Source organism: Mycolicibacter arupensis, assembly GCF_002086515.1.
Classification (GTDB): domain Bacteria; phylum Actinomycetota; class Actinomycetes; order Mycobacteriales; family Mycobacteriaceae; genus Mycobacterium; species Mycobacterium arupense.
On the sequence record NZ_MVHH01000011.1, the window covers coordinates 24,106 to 50,899 of the forward strand.

Here is a 26,794-nt window from a genome sequence, read left to right on the forward strand (position 1 = left end):
AGTATAGGGACGTCATTGAACGGAAGGGACCCGCGTGACTGGACCCAGCGCAGAATCAGCCACTGCGACCATCGCCGTGCCCGCGGTGCTGGCCGCGGCCGTCGAGCAGGCCCGTGCGGCCGTCGCGGAGTTCAGCGGCGCCGACACCGTCGGCGAGCATTTGGGGGTCGCCTACGAGGACCCGACCGCGGCCACGCACCGCTTCGGCGCGCTCCTGCCCGGCTATCAGGGCTGGCAGTGGGCCGTCGTCGTTGCTGCCAGCCCGGGCGCGACGGAATCCACGGTCAGCGAGGTCGTGCTGGTTCCGGGGCCCACGGCTCTGCTGGCTCCGGAGTGGGTTCCGTGGGACCAGCGGGTCCGGCCCGGTGACTTGGGGCCTGGGGATCTGCTGGCGCCGCCCGCCGACGATCCGCGGTTGGTGCCCGGCTACACCTCGACCGGCGATCCGGAGCTCGACGAGGTGGCCGGCGTACTCGGGCTGGGGCGTCGTTGGCTGATGAGTCCCGTCGGGCGCGCCGAGGCCGCTCAGCGTTGGCACGACGGCGAGTTCGGGCCGGATTCTGCGATGGCGCGGTCCACCAAGCGGGCCTGCCGCGACTGCGGCTTCTATGTGCCGCTCACCGGCTCCCTGGGGACCCTTTTCGGGGTCTGCTGCAATGAGATGTCCGCCGACGGTCGGGTGGTCGAGCAACGGTACGGCTGTGGCGCGCACAGCGACACTCCGGCACCGGCGGGCACCGGCTCCCCGGCATACGAGCCCTATGACGACGGCGTGCTGGAAGTCGTCGCTGTGGCGCCGGCCCCGGTAGCCGAGTCGGTGGATGAGACGGGCGAGCCCGCAGCGGTATCGGCCGAGCCGGTGATCGAGGCCCCGGAAGAGACTGACGCGGCGCCCGACCCGGCAGAACCCGCGGTCGTGGCTGAAGAAGCCGTCGCCGAAGAAGCGGTCGTCGACCCGGCCGGGGCGGAAGACCCCGAGGCGCTCTAACCGAAGTTGAACAGGTATTCGCCCGGTATCACAAAGAGCATGTTGAAGGCGGTGTTGACCACCGCTCCCGGCAACCCGAGCACGTAGTTGACGATGTCGAGCGGAATGGTGACGGCCTGACTGAAGGCCATCCCGAAGTCGAGGTTGATCAGGCTTCCGACCAGGTTCGTGACGTCGTTGTACAGCGTGAAGGGCAGGCTGATAAAGCGATTGAACAGCCCCACGGCGGCCGCAACCTCCGCGTTGAACAGACCTACCAGGTCAAACGCGTCGGCGGCGCCGGGAACGTCCACCGCGGCGCCGGGGAATCCGGTGAAATCGAACTCCTCGGCGGCGCCGGGCACCGCGAACTCCTCGACCAGGTTGGAGAGGTCCACGGTCGCCAGACCGGCAAGGGTGTCGAAGCTGTCGATGACCGCGTTGCCGGCCAGCGCCACTTCGGCCGACACCGTGGTCAGCGTGTGGGTGATCTCGGGCGGCGCGGCGGCCGGTGTCAGCCCGGCGGCCAGCAGGGCGGTGGCTGCGATGACGATGCTCGGCAGTCGGATGCCGGATGTGACGTTTTCCATGGATCCTCCCCGTTCCAAGGGACGTTACTCCGCCAGCACGGAGGCGTCAGCGGTTCTCTGCGGCGGCTTTGATCTTGCTCAACGAGGCGTTCATGCCCTCGACCAGCTCGCGTTCGAAGTTGGGCGTCCCGCCCATGAACTTGCCCACCAGGAATGCCGACACCGCGGTGGTGGTGCCGTTCTCGGCGTGCCGGCTTTCGACGACCCGAGTCCCGGTGGCGGTCGCTTCGAGCTCATAGCTCCAGACGGTGTGGTTCTCGCTGACCCGGAAGGCCAGCTTGCGCTGCGGAACGTATTCGGTGATCACGGAGCTGGTGGGCCAGTACATCCGGCCGCGCCGGTTGAAGTTGATGGTCCGGGTGCCCGGGCGCACCGCGCCCAGGGGCTTCATCCACCGGCACTGCGGGCTCCACTCGGGCATCCGCCGGAAATCGGAGATCAAGTCCCAGACCTCGGCCACCGGTGCGTTGATGTCGATCTGCGCGCTCAACAGCGGTGCTGCCATGGCGATCCTCCTCGGATTCTCGGTTCGCAACTTTATTCGTGTTCCAGTCCGGTTTGGGCACCACGGGCCCCGCGGCGCGCCGCCGCGCGCTGCCACAGAAAGACCGAGGTGCCCACCATGCCCGTCGCCAGGCCGGCCAGGCTCACCGGCCGCCACCCTTCCAGCGCGGGCACCGTGAATGCGGCGATGGTGGCGCAGCTGAAGCCGAATGCGCCGACACCGATCACGGGCCAGGCCCGCAGCAGGCCGGTCGGCAGCGGGGGAGGCTCGGGAGCGGGCGCAGGGGTCATCGCCGTTGACGTTAGCGCCTCGCCGGTAGAGTCCCCGCAGTGGCCAGGGTTGTCGATGTCGTCGATATCGCCGACCCCAACGATTGCCGCCTCGACGACTTTCGCGACCTGAACAGCATTGACCGGCGCCCGGACCTGCCCACCGGTAAGGGCTTGGTGATCGCCGAAGGGGTGCTGGTGGCGCAGCGGATGCTGGCGTCGCGTTTCCGCCCGCGGGCGCTGTTGGGCACCGATCGCCGGCTGACCGAGCTGATGCCGGACCTGACCAGCCCTGATGCCCCGGACGTGCCGTATTACCGGGTGTCGGCGGAGGTGATGGCCCAGGTGGTGGGGTTCCATCTCAACCGGGGAGTGCTGGCCGCCGCGTCGCGGGTACCGGAGCCCACGGTGGCTGAGCTGGTGGCGGGGGCGCGGACCATCGCGGTGCTCGAGGGCGTCAACGACCACGAGAACCTGGGGTCGATCTTTCGCAACGGCGCCGGGCTGGGTGTGGACGCGGTGGTCTTCGGTTCCGGCTGCGCCGACCCGCTGTACCGGCGTTCGGTTCGCGTCTCGATGGGGCACGCCCTGTTGGTGCCGTTCGCCCGATCGGTGAACTGGCCGGGGGATTTGGTGATGCTGCGCGAGCGGGGTTTCCGGCTGTTGGCGATGACGCCGGACCCGCGTGCCGAGCTCTTGTCCAGCGCCGTGGCGACGGTGCGTGACGAGCCGCTGGCGGTGTTGGTCGGTGCGGAGGGGCCGGGCCTGTCGGAGCAGGCGATGCGCGCCAGTGACATGCGGGTGCGGATCCCGATGTCGCGGGGAACCGACTCGCTCAACGTCGCAACCGCGGCCGCATTGGCGTTCTACGAGCGCATTAGGCTGCCGGAATGACGTCCGCCCCCCGTACGCCGTGGGGGACCGGGTTGACCGTGGCGGGGTTCACCGCGGCGGTGACCGGGACCGCGATCGCAGTACTGACTCTGGGGCTGTTGCGGGTTCACCCGGCGGTGGCCGTGGTGCTCAATCTGCTTGCGGTGGGCGGGCTGGCCCCCACGGTGTGGGGCTGGCGGCGGACTCCGGTGCTGCGGTGGCTGGCCCTGGGTGCCGGCCTGGGCGTGGCCGGCGCGTGGCTGGTGCTGGCGGTGCTGGTCGCTCAGCGCTGACCGGTCGAACGCACCCCGAGCAGGACGTCCTCCCACCCCGGTACCGGGGGCTTGCTGCGCCGGACCCGAGTCCCGGGGCGCTGCTGGACCGGCTCCTCCTCGACCGGTGCGGGGGTGGCCGGCTCCTCGAAGTCCAGTTCGGCGACCAGGGCGACCGGCCGCAGCGAACGGTCGAATGCCGGGTCGATCAACTCCATGGCCGCGTCGTCGACGGCGGTCACCGTCCCGCCGTGTGCGCCGGGAGTGAACCGGAAGTGGGCGACGTTGTCCGAGCGCCCGGCCTTCCAGGCCAGCTGCACCGTCCAGCGCCCGTCGTCATTGCGCCACGCGTCCCAGCTGCTGCTGTCGGCGCTCAGTCCCCGCGACAGCAGTGCGGAGGTGACGACCTCCAGCAGCGTCGGCACGGCCGGACCGTCGGAGAGCACCGGGTGGGCGGCGGCCGCCAACTCCGCGGCCCGCGAGCGCTCCAGCAGCACCGGGTGAGCGAATCGTTCCACCCGGGAGACGTCGACACCGGCGGCGGCAGCCACCTGCTCCACCGATGCCCCGGCGCGGATCCGCGCCTGGATGTCCCTGGGGCGCAGCATGCTCAAGCTCATGTCGGCCGAACTCTGGCCGACGCGAGTGCCCTCACCGCGGACGGCGCCACGCAAGCGGTCGTCGATGCGGACCCGGAACATCTGGGTGTGTTCCTCGTCCTCGCCCGTGCTTTCGCAGATGACGTGCTTGCCGTCGACGTCGAGGCCAATGGCCCTCAGTTCCCGCATGACTTCTCCTTGCGAACGCCCGGTTACGTTCGGACTGTAGTCCAGTGAACAGCCCGATCAGCCGTGACACGCGGGCGTTATAACGATCCGATCACGAAGCCGGGACCGGGTGCGGATGTCAGAGCTCAGAGGCGCTCGACGACCCAATCGACGCACTGGGTCAGGGCGCTGACGTCGTCGGGCTCCACGGCCGGGAACATCGCCACCCGCAGCTGGTTGCGGCCCAGCTTGCGGTAGGGCTCGGTGTCGACGATGCCGTTGGCCCGAAGCACCTTGGCCACCGCTGCGGCGTCCACCTCGTCGACGAAGTCGATGGTGCCCACGACCTGCGAGCGCAGTGCCGGGTCGGCGACGAATGGCGTGGTGAAGGAGCGCTCCTCGGCCCACGAATACAGTCGCTGCGAGGAGTCCGCGGTGCGCTTGACCGCCCAGTCCAACCCGCCGTTGCCCAGCATCCAGTCCAGCTGCTCGGCCAGCAGCACCAGGGTGGCGATCGCCGGGGTGTTGTAGGTCTGGTTCTTGGTGCTGTTGTCCACGGCGATCGGCAGCGACAGGAATTCCGGCACCCAACGGCCCGACGCGGCGATCGCTTCGACGCGGGCGAGAGCGGCCGGGCTCATGATGGCCAGCCACAGCCCGCCGTCGGAGGCGAAGTTCTTCTGCGGCGCGAAGTAGTAGGCGTCGACCTCGGTGATGTCGACGGGCAGGCCGCCGGCTCCGGACGTCGCGTCGATCACGATGAGGGATTCGCCGGCGTCGGCGGGCCGGCGCACGGGCACGGCCACCCCCGTCGACGTCTCGTTGTGGGCCCAGGCGATCACGTCGACCGACGGGTCGGACTGCGGCTCGGGCGCGCTGCCCGCGTCGGCCTTGATGATGATCGGATCGCCCACGAAGGGGTTCTTGGCCACCGCCGAGGCGAACTTCGCACTGAATTCGCCGTAGGTCAGGTGCAGGGACCGCTTGTCGACCAGCCCGAAGGCCGCCGCGTCCCAGAAGGCCGTGGACCCGCCGTTGCCCAGGACTACTTCGTAGCCGTCGGGGACGGAGAACAGTTCACGCAGCCCGGAGCGCACCCGGCCCACCAGGTCCTTGACCGGCGCCTGGCGGTGGGAGGTGCCGAACAGTGGCGCCGCCGTCGTGACCAGCGCATTCAGCTGTTCAGGGCGGACCTTCGAAGGCCCGCAGCCGAACCGTCCGTCGGCGGGCTTGATGGTGTCCGGGATTGTCAGCTGCTCAGCCATGGGCTCTAGCGTAGACAGCCGTCGGCGGGAGTCGGCAGGGCAGGTTTATTGTGGCGTGGATCACGCCGCGGACTCGACACATGTCACGCCCACAGTGTTGATTTCGAGCCTGGACGGGTAACCAGTACCTGCGGTACCGTTGTACATAGCCCTGGTAAATGTAAACCGACTGGTGGAGGTTCCAATGGCCCAGAAAGCAGCTCGAACGCGAATCGTGCGCCGCTGGCGAGCCAACATGGACGTGACCGACGACGCCAAGTACGTCGAGATCCTCAACACGTTGTCGGAAGGATCGGTGCGCCGGAACTTCAATCCCTACACCGACATCGACTGGGACAGCCCCGAGTTCAAGGTCACCGACAACGACCCGCGCTGGATCCTGCCGGGCACCGACCCGATCGGTCGGCACTGGTGGTACCAGTCCCAGCCGCAAGACGTTCAGATCAAGATCGGGATGTGGCGCCAGGCCAACGTCGCCAAGGTCGGGCTGCACTTCGAATCCATCCTGATCCGCGGCCTGATGGAATACGCGTTCTGGGTGCCCAACGGCTCACCGGAATACCGCTACTGCCTGCACGAGGCGGTCGAAGAGTGCAACCACACCATGATGTTCCAGGAGATGGTCAACCACATCGGCGCCGACGTTCCCGGCATGCCCCGGTTGCTCAAATGGGTCCAGCCGTTCATCCCGCTGGTCGCCGGGCCGCTGCCCATTCCGTTCTGGTTCGGCATCCTGGCCGGTGAGGAGCCCATCGACCACATTCAGAAGGCCATCCTGCGCGAAGGCAAGGACCTGCACCCCATCATGGAGCGGGTGATGGCCATCCACGTGGCCGAGGAGGCGCGACACATCTCGTTCGCGCACGAATACCTGCACAAGCGCATTCCCGCACTGCCACGCCGCAAGCGGTTCTGGCTGTCGCTGTATGTGCCGATCGTCATGCGGATCCTGTGCTCGGCGATCGTGGTGCCGCCCAAGGCATTCTGGACCGAGTTCAACATTCCGCGCGAGGTCCGCAAGGACATCTTCTTCCGCTCGGCGGAGGCTCGCCAGATGCTGCAGGACATGTTCGGCGACGTCCGCATGCTCTGCCACGACACCGGCCTGATGAACTCCGTGGCCAAGCTGGTGTGGCGGATCTGCCGGATCCACGGCGCACCGTCCCGGTTCCGCAGCCAGCCGCAGCGTGCGCACCTCGCGCCGGTGGCCACGGCCTCGGTCGCGTAGCGGCGCTCCGGTTCATGCCGCACGTTATTACCCAGGCGTGTTGTAACGACGCGTCGTGTGTGTTCGCCTGCCCGGTCAACTGCATTCACCCCACGCCGGACGAGCCCGACTTCGCCACATCGGAGATGCTCTATATCGATCCCGACGCGTGCGTGGACTGCGGCGCCTGCGTGCGAGCCTGCCCGGTCGATGCGATCGTCCCGCACACCAAGGTGATCACCGAACAGTTGCCGTTCGTGGAGATCAACCGGTCGTTCTATCCGGAACGTCCCGCAGGGGTGAAGCTGCCACCGACCTCCAAGCTGGCGCCCGTCCTGCCGGCCGCGGAACTGCACCAACGTGGCAAATACCCGCTGACCGTGGCGATCGTCGGCTCCGGTCCGGCGGCCATGTACGCCGCCGACGAGCTGCTGACCCAGCAGGGCGTGCTGGTGAACATGTTCGAGAAACTGCCCACCCCTTATGGTCTGGTGCGAGCCGGCGTCGCTCCGGACCACCAGCGCACCAAGCTGGCCACCCGGCTGTTCGACGAGATCTCCTGGCGTCGGGGTTTCCAGTTCTTCCTCAACGTCGAGGTCGGCCGGCACGTGAGCCACGCAGACCTGCTGCAGCACCACCACGCCGTGCTCTATGCCTCTGGTGCGCTGCATGACCGGCGCCTCGAGATCGACGGGATGGGCCTGGCCGGAACGGGCACCGCAACCGAGATCGTCGGCTGGTACAACGGGCATCCCGAGTTCACCAGTCTGCCAGTCGATCTCAGTCACGAGCGGGTGGTGATCGTGGGCAACGGCAACGTGGCCCTCGATGTGGCTCGCATCCTGACCGCGGACCCGGACCGGCTGGCCCATACCGACATCGCCGACTATGCCCTGGCGGCCCTGCGTGGCTCGGCCGTGTCCGAAGTGGTGATCGTCGCCCGCCGCGGCCCGGCCTCCTCGGCCTTCACACTGCCCGAACTGGTGGGGCTGACTCAGACCGCTGAGGTGGTGCTGGACGCGCAAGACCATGCTCGGGTTCGCGAGGATCTGGCGACGGTCAAAGACAACCTAACCCGGCAGAAGCTGGAGATCCTGACCAAGCTCGGTGATGCCTCGGCGCCGATCACCCGGCCTCGGATCCGCTTCGCCTACGAACTCACCCCGGCGCGAGTTATCGGCGAACAGCGTTGTTCCGCCATTGAATTCACCGTCACCGGCACCGATCAGGTGCAGCGAATCGACGCCGGCATGGTGCTGTCCTCAATCGGTTACCACGGAACGCCGATCGCTGACCTGCCGTTCGACGACAACGCCGGGGTCGTCCCGAACAAGGGCGGCCGCGTCATCGACCCGCAGACCGGGCAACGGGTTCCGGGGGCCTACGTCTCGGGCTGGATCAAGCGCGGTACCAACGGCTTCATCGGCTCCAACAAGTCGGACTCGCTCAAGACGATTCAGACCCTGGCCGCCGACTACAACGCTGGGCTGCTGACCGAGCCCGTCGCCGGGCCGCGGGCGGTGGCCCGGATGGTGCACGCCCAGCAGCCGGATGTGATCGACGCCGCGGGCTGGAAGATCATCGACAAGGCCGAAATCGCCCGCGGTGCGGCGCAGGACCGGCCGCGGGTGAAGTTCACCCGGGTGGCCGACATGCTCGACGAGGTCAAGGATCATTCCGACCTGCCGCTGCTGCAGAACATGCTGGGCGCACTGCGGCGCAGCTGAACCATCGACTCGGACACCGCCGAGCGTGCGCTCAGATCGAAAAAACGGGGTGCATCTCGCGCTGATGACACGTTCGGCGCAGTCGCCGTCGGGTCAGGCGCCGGCGATCCGGTCCCAGCCCGCCACGGCCGCTGCGCTGCGCGGTCCGGGTCCGACATAGATCGCCGACGGGCGTACCAACTTGCCCAGCCGCTTCTGTTCCATGATGTGGGCGGACCAGCCGGCGGTGCGGCCGCAGGTGAACATCGCCGGCATCATCGCCGGGGGCACCTCGGCGAAGTCCAGGATCACTGCGGCCCAGAACTCCACGTTGGTCTCGATCGCCCGGTCCGGGCGACGTTCCCGCAGCTCGGCTAGCGCCGCCTGTTCCAGCGCCGCGGCCACCTCGAACCGGGGGGCGTCCAAACGCTTGGCGGTGGCCCGCAGCACCCGGGCGCGCGGGTCCTCGGCGCGGTACACCCGGTGCCCAAAGCCCATCAGCTTCTCGCGCCGGTCCAGAATGCCCTTGACCACCGCGCGCGCATCACCGGTGCGCTCCGCCTCGGCGATCATCGGAATCACCCGGGCCGGGGCGCCGCCGTGCAGCGGGCCGCTCATGGCACCGATCGCGCCCGACAGCGCCGCGCCGACGTCGGCGCCGGTGGAGGCGATCACCCGGGCGGTGAAGGTCGAGGCGTTCATTCCGTGCTCGGCCGCTGACACCCAGTAGGCGTCGATGGCTTCGGTGTGGCGCGGGTCGGGCTCACCGCGCCAGCGGGTCATGAACCGCTCGGTGGTGGTGGCGCACTTGTCGATGCTCTGCTGGGATACCGCCGGTGCCTGACCCCGGGCCGACTGAGCGACATAGGACAGCACCATCACCGACGCGCGCGCCAACTGGTCACGGGCGGTGGCGTCGTCGGTGTCCAACAACGGCTCAAATCCCCACTGCGGAGCCAGCATCGCCACCCCGGCCTGGGCGTCGACCCGCACGTCCCCGGTGCGCACCGGCAGCTCCAGCGCGTCGGCGGGCGCCAGCGGACGGTCGAAGTCGCCGTCGACCAGCAGGGCCCAGACGTCGCCGAAGCCGACCTTGCCGGCCAGGTCCTCGATGTCGACGCCGCGGTAGCGCAACGCACCGCCGTCCTTGTCCGGTTCGGCGATCTCGGTGGTGAAGGCCACCGTGCCTTCCAAGCCGGCGACGAAGTTCTCCGGTACCGCAGCAGTCATAACCGAGATTCTTTCACCCCGGCGCCCAGTCGTTACTACCGGCCGGTAACACGGGCCGCAGTGTGCTGGGGCGTAGCGTTATGCGGTGCACAGGACGGGCCCCGACAACGAGCATTTGGCGGCGATGCGAGTGGAATACCAGGAGAAGGACAACAGCGGCGACCTCGACTCAGACTGGCTCGAGGCGGGCTGGGAGGTTTTGCTGCGCAACTGGATCGGCGACGCCGCGCGCGCCGGTATCGCCGAGCCCAATGCCATGGTGCTGGCGACCGTCGACGCCGGACGTCCCGTCAGCCGCTCGGTGCTGTGCAAGAACCTCGACGAGCACGGTGTGACGTTCTTCACCGACTCCGACTCCGCCAAGGCGGCCGAGCTGGCCGCGACGCCATACGCCTCGGCGACCTTTCCCTGGTATCAGCTGGGCCGCCAAGTCCACATCCGCGGGCCGGTCGTCCAGCTCGACGAGTCGGTCAGCGCGCAGTACTGGGGGCACCGCCCGAGGGCGTCGCAGTTGGGTTTCTGCGCCTCGCAGCAGTCGCAGCCGATCGCGTCGCGGGCCGCGCTGCTGGCGCAGCTGGACGCCGTGACGGCGCGATTCGCCGGCGCCGAGTCGATCCCCGCGCCGGCGAACTGGCGCGGCTATCGGATCGCCCCGGAAGTGGTGGAGTTCTGGCAGGGCCGGGAAGGCCGGTTGCATAACCGGATTCGCGTGACCGGCGGGCGGGTGGAGCGTCTGCAGCCGTGACGGCGGTGCGGCGCGCGTGAGAGTTTTCGCCGACACCACTCCGCTGCGCAGCCCTGACTTCCGTCGGCTCTGGGTTGCCGGGATTCCCACCGTCATCGGGGCGAACCTGACGATCTTCGCGGTTCCGGTACAGATCTACGCGCTGACCCGAAGTTCGGCATACGTCGGGCTGGCAGGGCTGTTCGCACTGGTGCCGCTGGTGGTATTCGGTCTGCTCGGTGGCGCCTGGGCTGACGCGATGGACCGACGCAAGCTGCTGATCATCGCCTCCGGCGGGCTGGCGGTGGCCTCGGTGCTGCTGTGGATGCAGGCAGCGGCCGGACTGAACAATGTGTGGATCGTCCTGGGCCTGCTGGCCCTGCAGCAGGGCTTCTATGCGGTCAACGCGCCCACCCGGTCGGCGGCGATTCCCCGGCTGGTGGCCGCCGGTGATCTGCCGGCGGCCAACGCGCTGAACATGACCGTGATGCAGTTCGGAGCGATCGTCGGACCGCTGCTTGCCGGGCTGTTGCTCGGCTGGGTCGACCTGTCCACGCTGTATCTGATCGACGCGGCGACGTGTCTGGTGCCGATCTGGGCGACGCTGCGACTCTCACCCATGCCGCCCAGCGATGCGGCCGGCCCGTCGCGCTTCGGGATCGCCGCCGTTCTGGACGGGTTCCGCTACCTGGCCGGCAACACCGTGGTGCTGATGTCCTTCGTGGTGGACCTGATCGCGATGGTTTTGGGCATGCCGCGCGCGCTGTTCCCGCAGATCGCCACCGCCGACTTCGGCGGGCCGGTCGAGGGCGGCACCACCATCGCGCTGTTGGCTGCGGCCATGTCGGCGGGCGCGGTGCTCGGCGGGGTGTTCTCGGGCTGGCTGCCGCGGATCTCGCGCCAGGGCTTGGCCATTGTGGTGGCCATCTCGATCTGGGGCATGGCCATGGTCGGGTTCGGGTACGCGGTGTCTCGTGGTGGCGGGCATGCCGGTCCGGCGCTGTGGGCGGCCCTGGCGATGCTGGCGGTCGGCGGCGCCGCCGACATGGTGTCGGCCGCGTTCCGCTCGACGATCCTGCAGCAGGTCGCCTCCGATGAGATCCGTGGCCGGCTGCAGGGCGTGTTCATCGTGGTCGTCGCAGGCGGGCCTCGGCTTGCCGACGCCGTGCACGGTGCCGCCGGGGCCGTGGTCGGGACCGCCGCGGCAGCGGCCGGCGGCGGGGTTCTGGTGGTGGTGGGCGTGGTGCTGGCAGCCCTGGCGGCACCCGCATTCCTGCGCTATCGGCGGCCCGTCGAGGTCCGGCGACCACCGCCGTCGGATGACCGATAGGCCCCGGGCGGGCGCGCCCGCCCGGAACCGACTACCTTTTCCTATACACGCCCAATCCGGTCAGCCGAATAGCGCAAAGGGGTTCCTCGTGGCCGCAACCGACGAAACCGCCAGTCTCCGGTATCCGGGCGGCGAGCTAGAACTGCCGATCGTGCACGCGACCGAGGGGTCTGACGCCCTGGCCATCGGTTCGCTGCTCGCCAAGACCGGGTACACCACGTTCGACAACGGCTACGCGAATACCTCGCCGGTCAAGAGCGCCATCACCTACATCGACGGGGACGCCGGCATCCTGCGCTACCGCGGCTACCCGATCGAGCAGCTGGCCGAGAAGTCGACCTTCATCGAGGTCAGCTACCTGCTGATCTACGGCGAACTGCCCACCACCGATCAGCTGGCGGAGTTCACCCGGCGCATCCAGCGGCACACGATGCTGCACGAGGACCTGAAGCGGTTCTTCGACGGCTTCCCCCGCAACGCTCACCCGATGCCGGTGCTGTCCAGCGTGGTCAACGCCTTGAGTGCCTACTACCAGGACTCGCTGGACCCCTCCGACAACGACCAGGTGGAGCTGTCGACCATTCGGTTGCTGGGCAAGCTGCCCACCATCGCGGCGTACGCCTACAAGAAGTCGGCCGGCCAGCCGTTCCTGTACCCGGACAACTCGCTGAGCCTGGTCGAGAACTTCCTGCGGATGACCTTCGGCCTGCCTGCCGAGCCCTACGAGGTCGACCCCGAGGTGGTCCGGGCCCTGGACATGCTGTTCATCCTGCACGCGGACCACGAGCAGAACTGCTCCACATCGACCGTGCGGCTGGTGGGCTCCTCGCGGGCCAACCTGTTCACCTCGATCTCCGGCGGCATCAACGCGCTGTGGGGCCCGCTGCACGGTGGCGCCAACCAGGCGGTGCTGGAGATGCTCGAGCAGATCCGCGACCAGCAGGGCGGCAACGTCACCGACTTCGTACGCAAGGTCAAGAACCGCGAAGACGGCGTCAAGCTGATGGGCTTCGGTCACCGGGTCTACAAGAACTACGACCCGCGGGCACGCATCGTCAAGGAGCAGGCCGACAAGATCCTCGGCAAGCTCGGCGGCGACGACGAGCTGCTCAACATCGCCAAGGACCTCGAAGAGGCGGCGCTGACCGACGACTACTTCGTCGAGCGCAAGCTCTACCCGAACGTCGACTTCTACACCGGCCTGATCTACCGGGCGATCGGCTTCCCGGCCCAGATGTTCACCGTGCTGTTCGCGCTGGGCCGGCTGCCCGGCTGGATCGCGCACTGGCGCGAGATGCACGACGAGGGCGACAGCAAGATCGGCCGGCCCCGTCAGATCTACACCGGCTACACCGAGCGCGACTACGTCGGCATCGGCGGCCGGTAACCGCGATGACGAATTCAGCCAAGCCGCAGATCACCGTTCCCTCCGGCCCCGCGCCCGCGGAGCTGGTCATCGAGGACATCGTCGTCGGGGAGGGCGCCGCCGCCACCCCCGGGGCGCTGGTCAACGTGCACTACCTCGGTGTCGACTACGAGACCGGCGCGGAGTTCGACAGCTCGTGGAACCGTGGCGAGTCACTGGAGTTTCCGCTCGACGGGCTGATCGCCGGTTGGCAGGACGGCATCCCCGGCATGAAGGTGGGCGGTCGGCGCCAGCTGACAATTCCGCCGGAGCTGGCCTACGGTCCCGCCGGAACCGGGCACCAGCTCGCCGGCAAGACCCTGGTCTTTGTGATCGATCTGCTCGGCACCCGCTGAGTGCGTGCCCGACTGATCGCGGCGGCGCTGGGAACGGCGTTGCTGGTGGCGATCGGTTACGGCATGGTCGAACGCCTGCATCGGCCCGCCCCGCCGTCGGCCCTGGCCACACCGGGCCCGGTCTCGGTGATCCGGGCAGGCAACGAGGTCACGCTGACAGGTGGCGTCGCAGATCCGCTGGCTAAAAGAGCACTGGTGGACGCGGTGCTGGGCTCGAGCGACGACCTCACGGTGGTGGACAGGCTCGATGTGGCGCCGGGGGTCGTGACAGTCGACTTCACCGACGCGGCCCCGGTGTTCGAGGCGGCCGCGGGAATCGCCGACTTCCGGCTGGACGCCGACGGCGACACGGTGACACTCACCGGTACCGCGGCGAAGGCCGACCAGGCGGACGCCGTGCAGACCGCGGCCGAGGCCGCCTGGGCGCGGGCGCATATCGTCAACGCGCTCGTGACCGAGCGATAGCGGGAGATAGTCCACCAAAATCGACTAATTGCCCGCGTTAACTTGTGGATGCTCCTACACTCGCGATGTCTCTGGACTCGCCGGTGTTTTCGGTCTTCGAGGAGGATCCATGCCAGGCTCAGAAAATCGCACTGTGACTGGTTGGCGAAAGGTCTCGCGGTTCTACCGCAGGCCGCCCGGCGCCGGATGGCTGTTGGCCTTGGCCGCAATTCCGCTGCTGCTGGCACTGATCGGCTACGGTCTGCCCGGCGGCGGCAAACTCGATGTCGGTGCTCCGGACGTCAGCGCGCCGTCGGTGTCGGCACCGAGCGTCACACTGCCGGCGCTGTCGTTTGCGCCGCTGTCGATTCTGCGTAACGGCAACGTCGTCACCGTCAACGGCGATCTGCCCGATATCGCGACCCGAACCCGACTGCTCGACATGCTCAAGGGCGTATTCGGCGGCGGCGTTTCCCTGGTCGACAATGTCACCATCAAGCCCGGCGTCACCGCGCCGGATCTGTCCGGCCTGGCGGCGGTGTTCAAGGCCGCGGCGTCCCTGCCGGACTTCAAATTCAAGATCGTCGACGACACCGTCACGTTGATGGGGACCGCGGCTTCAGGCGCGATCAAGTCCGCCATCGAGGCCGCCGCCAAGGCGGCATGGCCAAACCTCAAGCTGCTCAACAACATCGAGGTTTCCACGAACGAAGCTCAGGCGCCGAGCCCAACCGGGACCCCGGCGCCCAGTCCGACGCCCGCCCCGACTCCCAGTCCCACTCCCACCCCCAGCCCGACTCCGTCGCGGAGTCCGTCGCCCTCAACCACGGCGCCGGGACAGGCGCCGTCACCGAGCCCGGCCGGTGACTGTGCCAACCTGCAGGCCGACATCACCGCAGTGATGAGCACACCGGTCAGGTTCGTCACCAACGGCTACACCCTGTCGGCGAGCACCAAAGCGCAACTGACCAAGGTGGCGCAGAAGGTGAAGGGGTGCAACAGCGCCCGCATCGCGGTCAACGGCTACACCGACAACACCGGCAACGACCGTGTCAATGTGCCGCTGAGCTCCGCCCGGGCCAAATCGGTGGCCGACTTCCTGGTGGCCCAGGGTGTTCCCGCCGGCAGCGTCACGTCCAAGGGATTCGGATCGGCCGACCCGGTCGCCAGCAACGCGACACCGGATGGTCGCGCCCAGAACCGTCGCGTCGCGATCACCGTGAGCTAAGGAGGCTCTGCAATGGATTTCGTCATGCACTGGCTGTGGTATCTGCTGGCCTTCGCGGTGGGCTCGGCGGTCGCCTGGTTGCTCACCCTCGTGTCGATTCGCCGCACCAGTGAGGAAGAGGCCATCGCGTCCCTCCCCGGGTCGCGTGAGAGAGGAGCCCACTGATGCACGGCGCCAATTGCTGGTTGATGGGCCTGTCGTTCCTGTTGGGGCTGTTGTTGACCTTTGCCTTCATGATTCGGCGGGTCAAGCGCGAGGTGCCCGTCGCCGCGCCGTGGGGCGCCGCCGATGCGGCCGGCGCCGCGGCGAGCGCACCCACCGCCCCGATCCCGGCTCCCGGCACAGCCACCGACCCCCGGGCGACCGCCAAACCCGCCGGCGGAACCCTTCCGTCGGAGGCCGAGACCACCCAGATGGCGGTCGGCGGCGCGCCCTACGGCGTGGGTTCTGCGCGCGCGGGCGCCGGGGGCGTGGGCCCGACCGGCTGGACGATCAAGGGCAACGAGGACTCGATGCTCTACCACACCACCGACAGCCCCTGGTACGGCCAGACGATCGCCGAAGTGTGGTTCGCCGAGGAAAGCGCTGCGCAGGCCGCCGGATTCACCCGTTGGGACAAGGGCAAGGCCGCTCGGGGCCTGGGCGGTGCCGCCAACCTGGTCGGCGAGGTCGAGGAGGTGCCGCCGGGTCCCTACGGTCCCGGATCGACCACGGCGGGGCCCGGTGGCAGCGGCCCGGTGGGTTGGACGGTCAAAGGCAACGAGGACTCGATGCTCTACCACGCGCCGGAGAGCCCCGCCTACGACGCGACAGTCGCCGAGGTGTGGTTCAAAGACGAACAGACCGCCGCGGCAGCCGGTTTCGCGCGGTGGGACAGCTGGCGCGACAAGAAGAAGTGACGCGTACCGCTCAGTGCGGGGGCGGCAGCTGCAGTAACAGGCGTACTCCGCCCAGTGGACTGTCCTGCAAAGTCGCTGTGCCGCCGTGCAATCCGGCTTGCTGAGCTACCAGTGCCAGCCCCAGCCCGGATCCCGAATGTGACGCGGTGGATCCACGGGAGAAGCGCTCGAAGACGATACGGCGCTCTTCCTCGGGGATGCCTCCGCCGTTGTCGTCGACGGCGATCTCCACACCGTCTCGCGAGGTGACCGCGGACAACTGCACCTGTGTGGCCCCACCGTGCTTGACGGCGTTGGCGATCGCGTTGTCCACGGCCAGCCGCAGTCCGGCGGGCAGCCCGACGATGATGCAGGTCGGCGACGGCACCAGCGAGACCGTGAGATCGGGGAAGACCCGCATCGCATCGTGGGCGGCCCGGTCGAGCAGATCGGTGATGTCGACCGGCACATGATCGTCGGAGGTGGACAGTTCGCCCTGCGCCAGGCGTTCCAGGGCGGACAGGGTCGCCTCGATCCGGGTCTGGGTGCGTACGACGTCGTTGAGCACTTCTTTGCGCTGGTCGTCGGGCAGGTCCAGGGTGGTCAGCACCTCCAGGTTGGTGCGCATCGCGGTGAGCGGAGTGCGCAGCTCATGCGAGGAGACCGCGGCGAAATCCCGGGCCGACGCCAGTGCCTCCTGGGTCCGGTCGCGCTCCTTCCAGATCCTCTGCAACATGCCACGCATCGCTTCGGCGATCTCTACGGCTTCGGTGGCGCCGCGCACCTCGATCTCGGGCTGTTCGTCGCCGGCGTCGATCGATCGGGCCTGTTGCGCCAGCCGTCGCAGTGGCCGCACCGCGAATGCCGTCAGCAGCCAGCCCAGCAACGCGGCCGCCCCGATCGCGGCGGTACACAGCAGCAGCACCCTGCGATGCAGGTTGTTGGTGTCGGCGAGGGTGGCGTCGTAGGTGGCGCCGACGGCCAGCGACCGTGGCCCCGGACCCGGGATGTCGACGGTACGCACCCGGTAGAGCACGCCGTTGATCTCGGTGTCGGCGTAACCCGGCTCCAGCTCGGGCAGCACCACGGTGGAGTTCGATGTCACTTGGTTGGCGCGCCGCAGCGTGATCACCGCGTCGGTGGGGCCCGCCGATCGGGGCAGTTCACCCAGGCCGATCAGCGGGACCGTGAGACCTGCCGCCTCATCGAGGCGGCGGTCCAGCCAATACTTGCGGTCGTTGGTGATGCCCACCCAGACGATGGCACCGATGATCACCGTCACGATCGCGGTCCCGATCGCGGTCGCCAGCATCACCCGGGTCCGCAGGGACGGTGTCCGGGCGAAGATACGTCGCAGCAGCTTCATCACGTTCATGCTGGGTCTCACTGTGTTCGCAGGACGAAACCGACTCCGCGCACGGTGTGCAGCAACCGCGGCGCGCCACCGGCCTCGAGCTTGCGTCGCAGATAGCCGATGAACACATCGACGACGTTGGTGTCGGCGGCGAAGTCGTAACCCCAGACCAGCTCGAGGAGTTGCGCGCGGGACAACACCGCGGTCTTGTGCTCGGCGAGCACGGCCAGCAGGTCGAACTCGCGCTTGGTCAGGTCCACATCGACACCCTTGACCCGGGCGCGGCGCCCCGGGATGTCCACCTCAAGGGGGCCCACCGTGATGGTCTCCGAAGAGGTACTGGCCGCCGAGCCCCGCCGCCGCAGCATGGCCCGCACCCTGGCCACCAACTCGGCCAGCACGAACGGCTTGACCAGGTAATCGTCTGCTCCGGCCTCCAGCCCGGCGACCCGGTCATCGACTGAGCTGCGGGCCGACAGAACGCACACCGGCACGTCGTCGCCCATCGCTCGCAGCGCCGTCACCACGCTGACGCCGTCGAGCACCGGCATGTTGATGTCGAGCACGATGGCGTCGGGGCGGGATTCCTTGGCGCTGCGCAGCGCCTCGGCGCCGTCGGCCGCGGTCGCGACCTCGAAGCCGGACAGCCGCAGTCCGCGTTCCAGGGAGGCGAGTACGTCGGCGTCGTCGTCGACCACCAATACCCGGGGCGATGCTGCTGCGTTGTCCATGGCGCCATTTTGCCTGAACGTGGTCGCCAAGCGCGGGATACGCCGCGGGTCGGCGCCATCGATCTCGCGGCGACCGCAAGCGCGACGAAGTCGGGCGCCGCGGGTCGGCGCCATCGATCTAGGGTCGACTGCGTGAATTCGGCTTCCGCCCTGCGCAGCTTGCTGCCGTACCTGCGCCCGTATCGGGCGCGGTGGATCACGATGGTGACGGTCGCCGTGCTCAGCCTGGGGGTCACCGTGGTCATCCCACTGATGACCAAGGCCGTCATCGACGGTCCCGTGGCGCACCGTGATCAGCCCGCCCTGTGGGCGCTGGGCGCGGCGGCCACCGCGCTCGGGGTGCTGGAGGCGGTCCTGTGGTTCGTGCGACGCTGGCTGATCGCTTACGGCACCATGGGCGTGGAGGCCGATATCCGCAAAGACCTCTACGCCCGGCTCCAGATCCTGCCGTTGACGTTCCACGGCCGCTGGCAATCCGGTCAGCTGCTGTCGCGGATCATGAACGACTTGGCCGCCGTCCGGCGCTTCCTGTCCTTCGTGGCGGTGTTCCTGGTGCTCAACGCACTGCAGATCATCGCGGTCTCGACCATTCTGGTGGTGCTGTACTGGCCGCTCGGTGTGGTGGTGTGCCTGTCGTTGATCCCGGTCATGCTGGCGGTGCAGCATTTTCAGCGTCAGTACACCCTGCTGTCGCGGCAGGCGCAGGACCAGGCCGGCCAGGTGGCCACGCAGGTTGAGGAATCCGCGGCGGGCCTGCGCACCATCAAGGCGTTCGGGCGCGAGGACTACGTGTTCGCCCGCTTCGACCAACAGGCCAGGGCCCTGCGCGACCTCGGCGTCGACAAAGTGGTGGTGTCGTCGAAGTTCTGGACGCTGCTGGAGGTGATCCCGAACTTCACCTTGATCCTGGTGGTGGCCGGCGGTGCCTATGCCGCGGGCCACCACCTGGTCACACTGGGCACCCTGGTCGCCTTCGTCACCTTGATGCTGTCGCTGATCTGGCCGCTCTCGGCGCTGGGCTTCCTGTTGTCGGCCACCCAGGAGGCGATGACCGCCGCCGACCGGATCACCGAGATCTTCCGCGCCCCCGTCGAGATCACCGACGGCGCGGATCCGCTGCCTCCCTCGGGCCGGCTGGAGCTGCGGGAGGTCGGGTTCCGTTTCACCGCCGCCGGGCCGGACGCCCCGTGGGTGTTGCGCGGGGTCAACCTCACCGTCGAGCCCGGTGAGACGGTCGCCCTGGTAGGCGCCACCGGGTCCGGAAAGTCTGTGCTGGCGATGCTTGTGTCGCGGCTCTACGACGTCAGCGCGGGCCAGATCCTGATCGGCGGGCGCGACATCCGCTCGCTGACGCTGACGGCGTTGCGCTCGGCGGTCGTCACCGCCTTCGACGACCCCACCCTGTTCTCGATGTCGGTGGCCGAGAACCTGCGGTTGGGGCGGCCCGACGCCGACGACATGGATCTGGCTCGCGCCCTGGATGTCGCGTCGGCGAACTTCGTCTATGACCTGCCGGCCGGGCTGGACACCCGGATCGGTGAACAGGGGATGAGCCTGTCAGGTGGACAGCGACAACGACTTTCGCTGGCCCGGGCGCTGGTGGCAGCGCCGACGATACTGGTTCTCGACGACACGCTGTCGGCGTTGGATGTGCACACCGAAGCCGCGGTCACCGCGGCGCTACGGCGGGTGCTGCGGGACGAAGCCGCGCCCATCACCGCGTTGGTGGTGGCCAACCGGGCCTCCACGGTGGCGCTGGCCGACCGGGTGGCGCTCATCGAGGACGGCACCATCACCGCGGTCGGCACCCACACCGAGCTGTTGGCCACGATGCCGCGGTACCGCAATCTGCTGGCCGCCGATGACGAGCTCGACGACGGCGCCGAGCACCTCGTCGACTGGGTGCGACGGTGACGGCGCAGCCGGGCCGGGCCGCGGCACGGGCCCTGCTGTGGTCATTGCTGCGCCCCTACCGCGGGGCGGTTCTGGTGCTGGCGGTGGTGGTCATCGCGGAGAACGCTGCCCGGCTGGCGGTGCCGCTGCTGGCGCAGCGCGGTATCGACCGGGGCATCCCGCCGATCGCCGCGGACGGCTCTGTCCGCCAGCTGGGCGTCATCGTGGGCGCCCTGGTGGTCGTCGTGCTGATGCAGTCCGGTACCCGAATGCTGTTTCTGCAGTGGTCGGGCAGGATCGGCCAGCGGGTGTTGCTGGAGCTGCGGCGACGGGTGTTCCGGCATTTCCAGCAGCTGGACGTGCAGTTTCACGAGCGCTACACCTCCGGCCGGGTGGTCAGCAGGTTGACCAATGACGTCGATGCCATACAAGAGATGCTGCTGTCCGGATTCGATGGGCTGGTCGGCTCGGCGCTGACCATGGCCGGCACCGCGGTGCTGTTGATCGTGCTGGACTGGCGGCTGGGGCTGATGTGCCTGACGGCCTTTCCGGCTCTGGTCGTGCTGCTGCGGTGGTTCCAGGCCGAGTCGGCCAAGACCTACACCGCGGTCCGTGAGCACGCGGCGCAGGTGATCGTGCAGTTCACCGAGACCATGACTGGAATCAAGGCGGTGCAGGCCTATCGACGGCAAGCCCGCAACCAGCAGATCTTCGCCCGCGTCGCCGACCGCTACCGCGTGGTGAACGAGAAGGCGTTCAAGTTGATCGCCATCTTCAGCCCCGGAGTGAAACTGGTCGGCAACCTCACGACCGGTGTGGTGCTGCTGTACGGCGGATGGCGAGTCTTACAGGGCCACATGACTATCGGAACATTTACGGCATTCCTGCTGTACCTGCGGATGTTCTTCGACCCGATGCAGGACATCAGCCAGTTCCTCAACATCTTCTCCTCGGCCACCTCGGCGCTGGAGAAACTGGCCGGGGTACTGGCCGAAACTCCCGCCGTCACCGACCCGCCCGCCCCGAAGTCCGTGCCGGCCGCGGGCGAGGTTCACGGTGAGATCGCCTTGCGGGAAGTGCATTTCGGTTATCGGGACGGCCAGTCGGTGTTGTCCGGGTTGTCCCTGCACATCCCGGCCGGCCAGACCGTGGCGCTGGTGGGCAGCACCGGCGCAGGCAAGTCCACGATCGCCAAATTGATAGCCCGGTTCTACGACCCGGTGTCAGGGTCGGTGAACCTCGACGGTGTGGACCTGCGCGCGCTCACCCAGGCCGTGTTGCGTCAGCACGTGGTGATGGTCACGCAGGAGAACTTTCTGTTCAGCGGGACGGTGGCCGACAACATCCGTTTCGGCCGGCCGAGCGCGACCGACGCCGAGGTGGTTGGCGCGGCTGCTCGGGTGGGCGCCGACGGGTTCATCGCCGCGCTGCCGGACGGCTACGACACCGACGTCGCCAAGCGCGGCGGGCGGCTCTCGGCCGGGCAGCGTCAGCTGATCGCGTTCGCGCGCGCGTTGCTCGCGGATCCGGCCGTGCTGATCCTGGACGAGGCGACATCCTCGTTGGACATTCCCGGTGAGCGGATGGTGCAGAAGGCGTTGCGCAGCGTGCTGGCCGATCGGACCGCACTGGTGATCGCCCACCGGCTCTCGACGGTCGAGATCGCCGATCGGGTCCTGGTGATCGAGGGCGGGCAGATCGTCGAAGATGGGCCGCCCGCGGAGTTGATCCGGGCCGAGGGGCACTACGCGGCATTGCACGACGCATGGCTGCGTTCGCTGGCCTGAACGCTCCACGGCGGGCCCGCCGGAGTTAAATCCAGGCGAATTTTAATCAACGACGTGCGGAAATCAGCAGGTCGACTGCAAAGATCTTGCAAACAAAGGTTTCTGGCAGCTCACTGTGCACTTACGCTTTCCCCCGTGATCGTCTCATCGAACGTTAAGCCAGCCGGATCCGGCGCGGCCGCCAGGGCCGCGGCGTGATCGGCTCACAGGGTTTGGCGTTGGCCTCGGCCACCAGTTTCGGGATCAGCGACTTCGTCGGCGGTGTCGCGTCCCGGCGGGTCGCGGCCCTGCGGGTGGTCTTGGTGTCCACCCCGGTCTCGATGGTGATGTTGGGCGGACTGGCACTGATCGGTGGCGGACGGATCACGACCGGCGCCATCATCTTGGGCATGCTCGGTGGGCTCAGCCAAGCGCTGGGCATCTGGTGGTTCTACGCGGCCATGGCGGCCGGCCCGATCTCGGTGGTGTCACCGCTGGCCGCCGTCGTCGATGCCAGCGTTCCAGTCTGCGTCGGGCGGGTGCTGGGGGAGCGGCCCGGACTGCTCGCCAGCGCAGGAATTGCGCTGGCGTTGGGTGCGGTGGTGCTGATCAGTTGGCACGCAGGCGAGGAAGGCGTCAAGCGGCCGGGCCTGAACCGTCGCGTCATCTGGCTGACCGTCGCATCGGGCGTGGCGCTGGGACTGAATTTCGTCTTCCTGGATCGCACGCCATCGGACGCCGGGCTCTGGCCCCTGCTGTTCGCGCGGGCCGCCGCCACCGTCCTGGTGGTCGTCGTCGCGGCCGCCAGCCGCAACCTTCGGGCGCCCACGGGCACGCCGCTGCGCCTGGCGTTCCTGATCGCACTGCTGGACACCGCGGCCAACGTCACCATGTTGTTCGCCCTGCAGCTTTCGCTGCTGTCGTTGGCCAGCGTCCTGATCTCGCTGTACCCGGCCGCAACGGTGTTCTTGGCGGTGGCTTTGCTGCGGGAGCGGGTGCGCCCCCGCCAGGTGGCGGGGATGGTGCTGGCGGCCGCCGCGGTCGCGATGATCACCGGGTAATCAGCTCGGGTCTGTAACGACCGCCGAAACCGACGTTTTGCAGGCCGCTACCCGCACTTTCACTGCACAACGTCGGGCTCGGCGAGATTGGGCAACCCGATTCGGCGATAGCGCTGCAACCGGGCCGCCATCCGTTGCTCCGCCGGGACGCCGCGCAGCCCATGCAGCTCGACGGCGATCGCCTGCGACATTCGCTTGGCGAATTCGATCGGCTCGTCGGCGGCATCAGGATGCTCGGGGACGACCACATCCACGATCCCGTGCGCCGCCAGATCCGCCGAACGGATGCCCTGCGCGGCGGAGAGTTCCGGGGCGTGCCGGGTATCGCGGAACACGATGGCACTGGCGCCCTCCGGCGGCAGCGGCGCGAGCCAACCATGCAGTGCCGCCAGCACCCGATCCGCCGGCACCATCGCCAACGCCGGGCCGCCGCTGCCCTGACCCAGCAGCACCGACACCGTTGGCACCTCAAGAGTGACAAGCTCGGCCAGGCACGCCGCGATCTGGGCCGCCAATCCGCCTTGCTCGGCCTCCACTGACAGCGCGGGGCCCGGGGTGTCGATCGCCAGCACCAGAGGCAGTCGCAAGCCCGCGGCCAGCGCCATCCCACGACGGGCATCGCGCAGCGCGACGGGGTCGGTCAGGCGATCTGCCCCGCGCAACTGCCCCAGCACCACGGCGGGCTGGCCGCAGAAGCGAGCCAGCGCCAGCAAGATGGTGGCACTGTGCCCGATGCTGCCGGTGCCCGAGAGGAAGACCCGTTCGGTGGCGCCGTGCCGCAGCAGAAACCCCACACCGGGCCGATCCGGGCGCCGCGACGCGAGCACGGAGTCCCACGCCGGCACGTCGGGAAGCGGCTCGGCGGGCGGCGCCGGCGGCGGCGGACCCGGATCGTCGAGCATCACCTTCAGTGCCCGCGTGCAGACGCGTCGTAGCCACTTCGGTGGGATGACGCCGTCGATCACACCGTGGGCCTGCAGGTTCTCGGCTGTCTGGACGCCCGCGGGGAACGGTGCGCCGTAGAGCTGCTCGTAGACCCGCGGGCCCAGGAAACCCACCAGTGCCCCGGGCTCGGCCAGCGTGACGTGTCCCAGCGACCCCCAGGAGGCGAACACCCCGCCGGTGGTGGGATGGCGCAGATACACCAGGTAGGGCAGGTGCGCTCGCTTGTGCAGCTCGACCGCGGCGGCGATCTTGACCATCTGCAGGAACGCGACGGTGCCCTCCTGCATTCGGGTGCCGCCCGAACTCGGTGATGCCAGCAGCGGCAGTCGTTCGGCGGTGGCCCGCCCGATCGCGGCGGTGATCCGTTCGGCGGCCGCCACCCCGATGGAGCCGGCCAGGAAGTCGAAGTCGCTGGCGATCACCGCGACCCTGCGGCCGTTGATCCGGCCCTCGCCGGTCAGCACCGACTCGTCGGCACCGCTGGCCTCGCGCGCGTCGGCCAGTTCGCGGGCGTAGGACTCGCTGGTCGGGATCGCCAGCGGCGCGGTGTCCCAGCTGACGAATGTGCCGTCGTCGAGCACCGCGTCGCGCAGTTCGGCGGTCCCGATTCGTGTCACGAGGGTTGCGGGATATCCAGGATGACGCCGGTGTCGGAGACGTAGCGCTCCCACAGCACGATCAGCTCGGCCAGCTTGTCCGGATGAGTCGCGGCCAGGTCGTCGATCTCGCCGGGGTCGACGGATAGGTCGTAGAGCTGCCAGTCACCCCGGCCGTACGGCTCGGGCAGGTGCAGCGCCTTCCAGTCGCCCTGCCGAATTGCGTAGCGGCCGAACAACTCCCATCCGGTGCCAGCGGTGTCGTCGTGGACCGCTTCGGTCTGGCCGGACAGGTAGGGCAGCAACGACCGCCCGCGGATCGGTTCGACGTCGCGTCCGCGGTACTGGGCGGGATGCTCGACGCCGGCGAGTTCGAGCACGGTCGGGGCGATGTCCATGACGGTGCTGAACGCGGTGCCCACCTGCTGCTGGCGTTCGAAGCCCGGCCAGGTGACGAACCCGACCACCCTGATACCGCCCTCGGCGGTGAATGCCTTGTGCAGGCGCGACGGCGCGGTGGCGGCCTGCGCCCAGTGCGGGCCGTACCAGATGAACGAGTTTGCGGCCCCGGCGTTGTCGAGGCTGTTGTCCCAGTTCTTCTCGATCTCGGCGGCGATCACGCCGCCGAGGATCGGCATCGCCTCGACGATCGCCCCCTCGGCGCCGTTGTCGGACAGGAAGATCACTACCGTGTTGTCGAGTTCGCCTGTCTCGCTGAGGTAGTCGACGACTTTGCCGATGTTGTAATCCATCCGGTCGACCATCGCGGCGTAGACCTCCATGGCGCGGGCAGACAGAGCGCGCTCGTCGGCGCTCCGCTCCGACCACTCCGGCTCGCCGTCGGAAACGACGGGGTGTGGCGTGACGCCTTCGGGCACCAGCCCCAGCTTCGTGAGCGCCGCGAGCCGCTCCTCGCGCAGCACGTCGGGCCCGTCGTCGTAGCGGCCGCGATACTTGGCGATGGTCTCCTCGGGCGCCTGTAGCGGCCAGTGCGGCGCCTGGAACGGCAGGTAGGCGAAGAACGGCTGGTCATCCTCGGTGCGCTCGCGTAGATACCGCAGCAGCGTATCGGCGTAGAAGTCCGAGGAGTAGAAGTCGTGGTCGACCGTGACGAACTGATCGTCTTCGGTGTAGCGCGACATCAACGGGAGAAAATCACCCGGAACTTCACCGTAATGGCTTGCACCGCCGGGCAATAACGCAAACGACCGGTCGAATCCGCGGGCCCACGGCGTCCGGTCGATGGTCATGCCGAGGTGCCACTTGCCTGCCATCAGCGTCAGGTAGCCGGCGTCGCGGAGCAACTCCGGCACGGTGACCACCCGGTCGTTCAGGAAGCCCTCGTAGCCGGGCTGCCCGCGCAGCTCCGGCACGACCTCCACCATGGTCCCGATGCCGGCAATGTGGTGGTCGGTGCCGGTCAGCAGCATCGATCGGGTCGGCGAACAGGCCGGTGCGGAATGAAAGTCGGTCAACCGGATGCCCGCGTGGGCCAGCCGGTCCAAGTTGGGGGTGTCGATTTCGCTGCCGAATGCGCCGATGTCGGAAAATCCGAGGTCGTCCGCCACGATTACCAGGAAGTTTGGCCTTGCCATGGGGAAGCATCTTGTCAGGTCGGGCGGCGGAATGGAACGTTCTGCCTACCGCCGAGTAGATACCTGTCGAAACTCACTAGGCTACGGCACATGATCGGCATCACCCGCGACGGCAATGTCACGACCATCGAGCTGCAGCGCCCCGAGCGCCGCAACGCCTTGAACTCCCAGCTCGTCACCGAGCTGCGGGAGGCGGTCTTGGACGCCGCCACCCATGAGGTCCGGGCGATAGTGCTGACCGGGCAGGGCACGGTGTTCTGCGCCGGAGCTGATCTGTCGGGTGACGCGTTCGCCGCCGACTACCCCGACAAGCTGGTAGCCCTGCACCAGAGCATCGCCGACGTCCCGGTGCCGGTGATCGGCGCCATCAACGGAGCCGCGATCGGTGCCGGCCTGCAATTGGCGATGGTCTGCGATCTGCGGGTGGCGGACCCCGACGCCTTCTTCCAGTTCCCGGTCGCCAAGTACGGTCTGGCGCTGGATAACTGGAGCATCCGGCGACTGACCTCCTTGGTCGGTTATGGGCGGGCCCGGGCCATGATGCTGACCGCGGAGAAGCTGCCGGCCGACCAGGCCCTGCTGACCGGCATGGCCAACCGGCTCGGCACTCTCGCCGACGCTCAGGCCTGGGCGCACGAGATCGCCGGGCTGGCGCCGCTGGCGCTGCAGCACGCCAAGCGGGTGCTCAACGACGACGGTGCCTTCGAGGAGCAGCTGCCCGTGCACAAGGAGCTGTTCGACAAGGCCTGGAGTTCCCAAGACGTCATCGAGGCCCAGGTGGCGCGCGTCGAGAAGCGACCGCCGAAGTTCCAGGGCGCGTAAACGCCGAGGCGCCCG

27 protein-coding genes are annotated in these 26,794 nt (G+C 68.5%); 17 read left to right on the plus strand and 10 right to left on the minus strand.

Annotation, left to right across the window (positions count from 1 at the left end):
* Positions 1 to 34 precede the first annotated feature (34 nt).
* Positions 35 to 988 (plus strand): DUF3027 domain-containing protein, encoded by a 954-nt coding sequence (locus BST15_RS07580; protein ID WP_046188087.1) that lies wholly within the window; start codon positions 35 to 37, stop codon positions 986 to 988.
* Here BST15_RS07580 and BST15_RS07585 read toward each other — a convergent pair.
* The 3 genes from BST15_RS07585 to BST15_RS07595 are packed head-to-tail and all read right to left on the minus strand — an operon-like array spanning position 985 to position 2,352.
* Complete coding sequence (locus tag BST15_RS07585) at positions 985 to 1,557, minus strand: hypothetical protein (RefSeq protein ID WP_046188088.1); 573 nt, start codon at positions 1,555 to 1,557, stop codon at positions 985 to 987. The genes BST15_RS07580 and BST15_RS07585 overlap by 4 nt on opposite strands.
* Before the next feature lie 46 nt (positions 1,558 to 1,603).
* Entirely contained in the window at positions 1,604 to 2,062 is a 459-nt protein-coding gene (locus BST15_RS07590) for an SRPBCC family protein (protein ID WP_046188089.1), read from the minus strand.
* 32 nt (positions 2,063 to 2,094) lie between these two features.
* A complete protein-coding gene (locus tag BST15_RS07595; RefSeq protein ID WP_046188090.1) occupies positions 2,095 to 2,352 on the minus strand; it encodes a DUF2530 domain-containing protein in 258 nt (85 codons plus the stop codon).
* Between the two features lie 39 nt (positions 2,353 to 2,391).
* Here BST15_RS07595 and BST15_RS07600 point away from each other — a divergent pair, with 39 nt between their 5' ends.
* Both BST15_RS07600 and BST15_RS07605 read left to right on the plus strand, forming a co-directional pair.
* The gene (locus BST15_RS07600; protein WP_046188091.1) at positions 2,392 to 3,225 is read left to right on the plus strand and encodes a TrmH family RNA methyltransferase; all 834 of its coding nucleotides are present in this window, start codon (positions 2,392 to 2,394) and stop codon (positions 3,223 to 3,225) included.
* Entirely contained in the window at positions 3,222 to 3,497 is a 276-nt protein-coding gene (locus BST15_RS07605; protein WP_046188092.1) for a DUF2537 domain-containing protein, read from the plus strand. Before BST15_RS07600 ends, BST15_RS07605 begins: the two co-directional genes overlap by 4 nt.
* Here BST15_RS07605 and sepH read toward each other — a convergent pair.
* Complete coding sequence (gene sepH, locus BST15_RS07610) at positions 3,488 to 4,264, minus strand: septation protein SepH (protein ID WP_046188093.1); 777 nt, start codon at positions 4,262 to 4,264, stop codon at positions 3,488 to 3,490. The genes BST15_RS07605 and sepH overlap by 10 nt on opposite strands.
* 125 nt (positions 4,265 to 4,389) lie before the next feature.
* Positions 4,390 to 5,508 (minus strand): phosphoserine transaminase, encoded by a 1,119-nt coding sequence (gene serC, locus BST15_RS07615; protein WP_046188094.1) that lies wholly within the window; start codon positions 5,506 to 5,508, stop codon positions 4,390 to 4,392.
* 184 nt (positions 5,509 to 5,692) lie between these two features.
* On the opposite strand from serC, the gene BST15_RS07620 reads away from it, so the two are divergent.
* Positions 5,693 to 6,736, plus strand: a complete 1,044-nt coding sequence (locus BST15_RS07620; protein ID WP_046188095.1) for an AurF N-oxygenase family protein — start codon at positions 5,693 to 5,695, stop codon at positions 6,734 to 6,736.
* A 14-nt stretch (positions 6,737 to 6,750) separates the two neighbouring features.
* Positions 6,751 to 8,442: an FAD-dependent oxidoreductase gene (locus tag BST15_RS07625; RefSeq protein ID WP_046188096.1), complete on the plus strand. Its 1,692-nt coding sequence runs from the start codon at positions 6,751 to 6,753 to the stop codon at positions 8,440 to 8,442.
* Positions 8,443 to 8,535: 93 nt separating this feature from the next.
* Here BST15_RS07625 and BST15_RS07630 read toward each other — a convergent pair whose 3' ends face one another.
* On the minus strand, positions 8,536 to 9,651 hold the full coding sequence (locus BST15_RS07630; RefSeq protein ID WP_046188097.1) for a citrate synthase 2: 1,116 nt from the start codon (positions 9,649 to 9,651) through the stop codon (positions 8,536 to 8,538).
* A gap of 85 nt (positions 9,652 to 9,736) precedes the next feature.
* Between BST15_RS07630 and pdxH the strand changes: the two genes are divergently transcribed.
* From pdxH to arfC, 8 genes are all read left to right on the plus strand, one after another.
* Positions 9,737 to 10,396, plus strand: a complete 660-nt coding sequence (pdxH, locus tag BST15_RS07635) for a pyridoxamine 5'-phosphate oxidase (protein WP_264002299.1) — start codon at positions 9,737 to 9,739, stop codon at positions 10,394 to 10,396.
* Positions 10,397 to 10,412: 16 nt separating this feature from the next.
* Positions 10,413 to 11,705, plus strand: a complete 1,293-nt coding sequence (locus tag BST15_RS07640) for an MFS transporter (protein ID WP_046188099.1) — start codon at positions 10,413 to 10,415, stop codon at positions 11,703 to 11,705.
* An 88-nt stretch (positions 11,706 to 11,793) separates the two neighbouring features.
* Positions 11,794 to 13,092, plus strand: a complete 1,299-nt coding sequence (locus tag BST15_RS07645) for a citrate synthase (protein ID WP_046188100.1) — start codon at positions 11,794 to 11,796, stop codon at positions 13,090 to 13,092.
* 5 nt (positions 13,093 to 13,097) lie between these two features.
* Complete coding sequence (locus BST15_RS07650; protein ID WP_046188101.1) at positions 13,098 to 13,466, plus strand: FKBP-type peptidyl-prolyl cis-trans isomerase; 369 nt, start codon at positions 13,098 to 13,100, stop codon at positions 13,464 to 13,466.
* On the plus strand, positions 13,467 to 13,931 hold the full coding sequence (gene arfA / locus BST15_RS07655; RefSeq protein ID WP_046188102.1) for a channel-forming protein ArfA/OmpATb: 465 nt from the start codon (positions 13,467 to 13,469) through the stop codon (positions 13,929 to 13,931).
* A gap of 109 nt (positions 13,932 to 14,040) precedes the next feature.
* Positions 14,041 to 15,138: a channel-forming protein ArfA/OmpATb gene (gene arfA / locus BST15_RS07660; RefSeq protein WP_442928567.1), complete on the plus strand. Its 1,098-nt coding sequence runs from the start codon at positions 14,041 to 14,043 to the stop codon at positions 15,136 to 15,138.
* A gap of 12 nt (positions 15,139 to 15,150) precedes the next feature.
* A complete protein-coding gene (gene arfB, locus BST15_RS22055) occupies positions 15,151 to 15,303 on the plus strand; it encodes a channel accessory protein ArfB (protein WP_046188103.1) in 153 nt (50 codons plus the stop codon).
* Entirely contained in the window at positions 15,303 to 16,037 is a 735-nt protein-coding gene (arfC, locus tag BST15_RS22575; protein ID WP_234708204.1) for a channel accessory protein ArfC, sunset domain variant, read from the plus strand. The genes arfB and arfC overlap by 1 nt, the downstream gene beginning before the upstream one ends.
* Positions 16,038 to 16,047: 10 nt before the next feature.
* Here the strand turns inward: arfC and BST15_RS07675 are convergent, their stop codons facing one another.
* Entirely contained in the window at positions 16,048 to 17,382 is a 1,335-nt protein-coding gene (locus BST15_RS07675) for a HAMP domain-containing sensor histidine kinase (protein ID WP_046188126.1), read from the minus strand.
* 17 nt (positions 17,383 to 17,399) lie between these two features.
* Positions 17,400 to 18,101, minus strand: a complete 702-nt coding sequence (locus BST15_RS07680; RefSeq protein ID WP_046188127.1) for a response regulator transcription factor — start codon at positions 18,099 to 18,101, stop codon at positions 17,400 to 17,402.
* 201 nt (positions 18,102 to 18,302) lie between these two features.
* Here BST15_RS07680 and BST15_RS07685 point away from each other — a divergent pair, with 201 nt between their 5' ends.
* The 3 genes from BST15_RS07685 to BST15_RS07695 all read left to right on the plus strand — a co-directional run bounded on the left by BST15_RS07685 (position 18,303) and on the right by BST15_RS07695 (position 22,821).
* Entirely contained in the window at positions 18,303 to 20,015 is a 1,713-nt protein-coding gene (locus tag BST15_RS07685; RefSeq protein WP_083070892.1) for an ABC transporter ATP-binding protein, read from the plus strand.
* Entirely contained in the window at positions 20,012 to 21,781 is a 1,770-nt protein-coding gene (locus tag BST15_RS07690; RefSeq protein WP_234708203.1) for an ABC transporter ATP-binding protein, read from the plus strand. The genes BST15_RS07685 and BST15_RS07690 overlap by 4 nt, the downstream gene beginning before the upstream one ends.
* 194 nt (positions 21,782 to 21,975) lie before the next feature.
* Positions 21,976 to 22,821, plus strand: a complete 846-nt coding sequence (locus tag BST15_RS07695; protein ID WP_082104010.1) for an EamA family transporter — start codon at positions 21,976 to 21,978, stop codon at positions 22,819 to 22,821.
* Positions 22,822 to 22,880: 59 nt separating this feature from the next.
* On the opposite strand, the gene BST15_RS07700 is transcribed toward BST15_RS07695, so the two are convergent.
* Positions 22,881 to 24,383: an acetyl-coenzyme A carboxylase carboxyl transferase subunits beta/alpha gene (locus BST15_RS07700; protein ID WP_046188106.1), complete on the minus strand. Its 1,503-nt coding sequence runs from the start codon at positions 24,381 to 24,383 to the stop codon at positions 22,881 to 22,883.
* Entirely contained in the window at positions 24,380 to 25,957 is a 1,578-nt protein-coding gene (locus BST15_RS07705; RefSeq protein WP_046188107.1) for an arylsulfatase, read from the minus strand. The genes BST15_RS07700 and BST15_RS07705 overlap by 4 nt, the downstream gene beginning before the upstream one ends.
* A gap of 90 nt (positions 25,958 to 26,047) precedes the next feature.
* On the opposite strand from BST15_RS07705, the gene BST15_RS07710 reads away from it, so the two are divergent.
* A complete protein-coding gene (locus tag BST15_RS07710; protein ID WP_046188108.1) occupies positions 26,048 to 26,779 on the plus strand; it encodes an enoyl-CoA hydratase in 732 nt (243 codons plus the stop codon).
* The last annotated feature ends 15 nt before the right edge of the window (positions 26,780 to 26,794 follow it).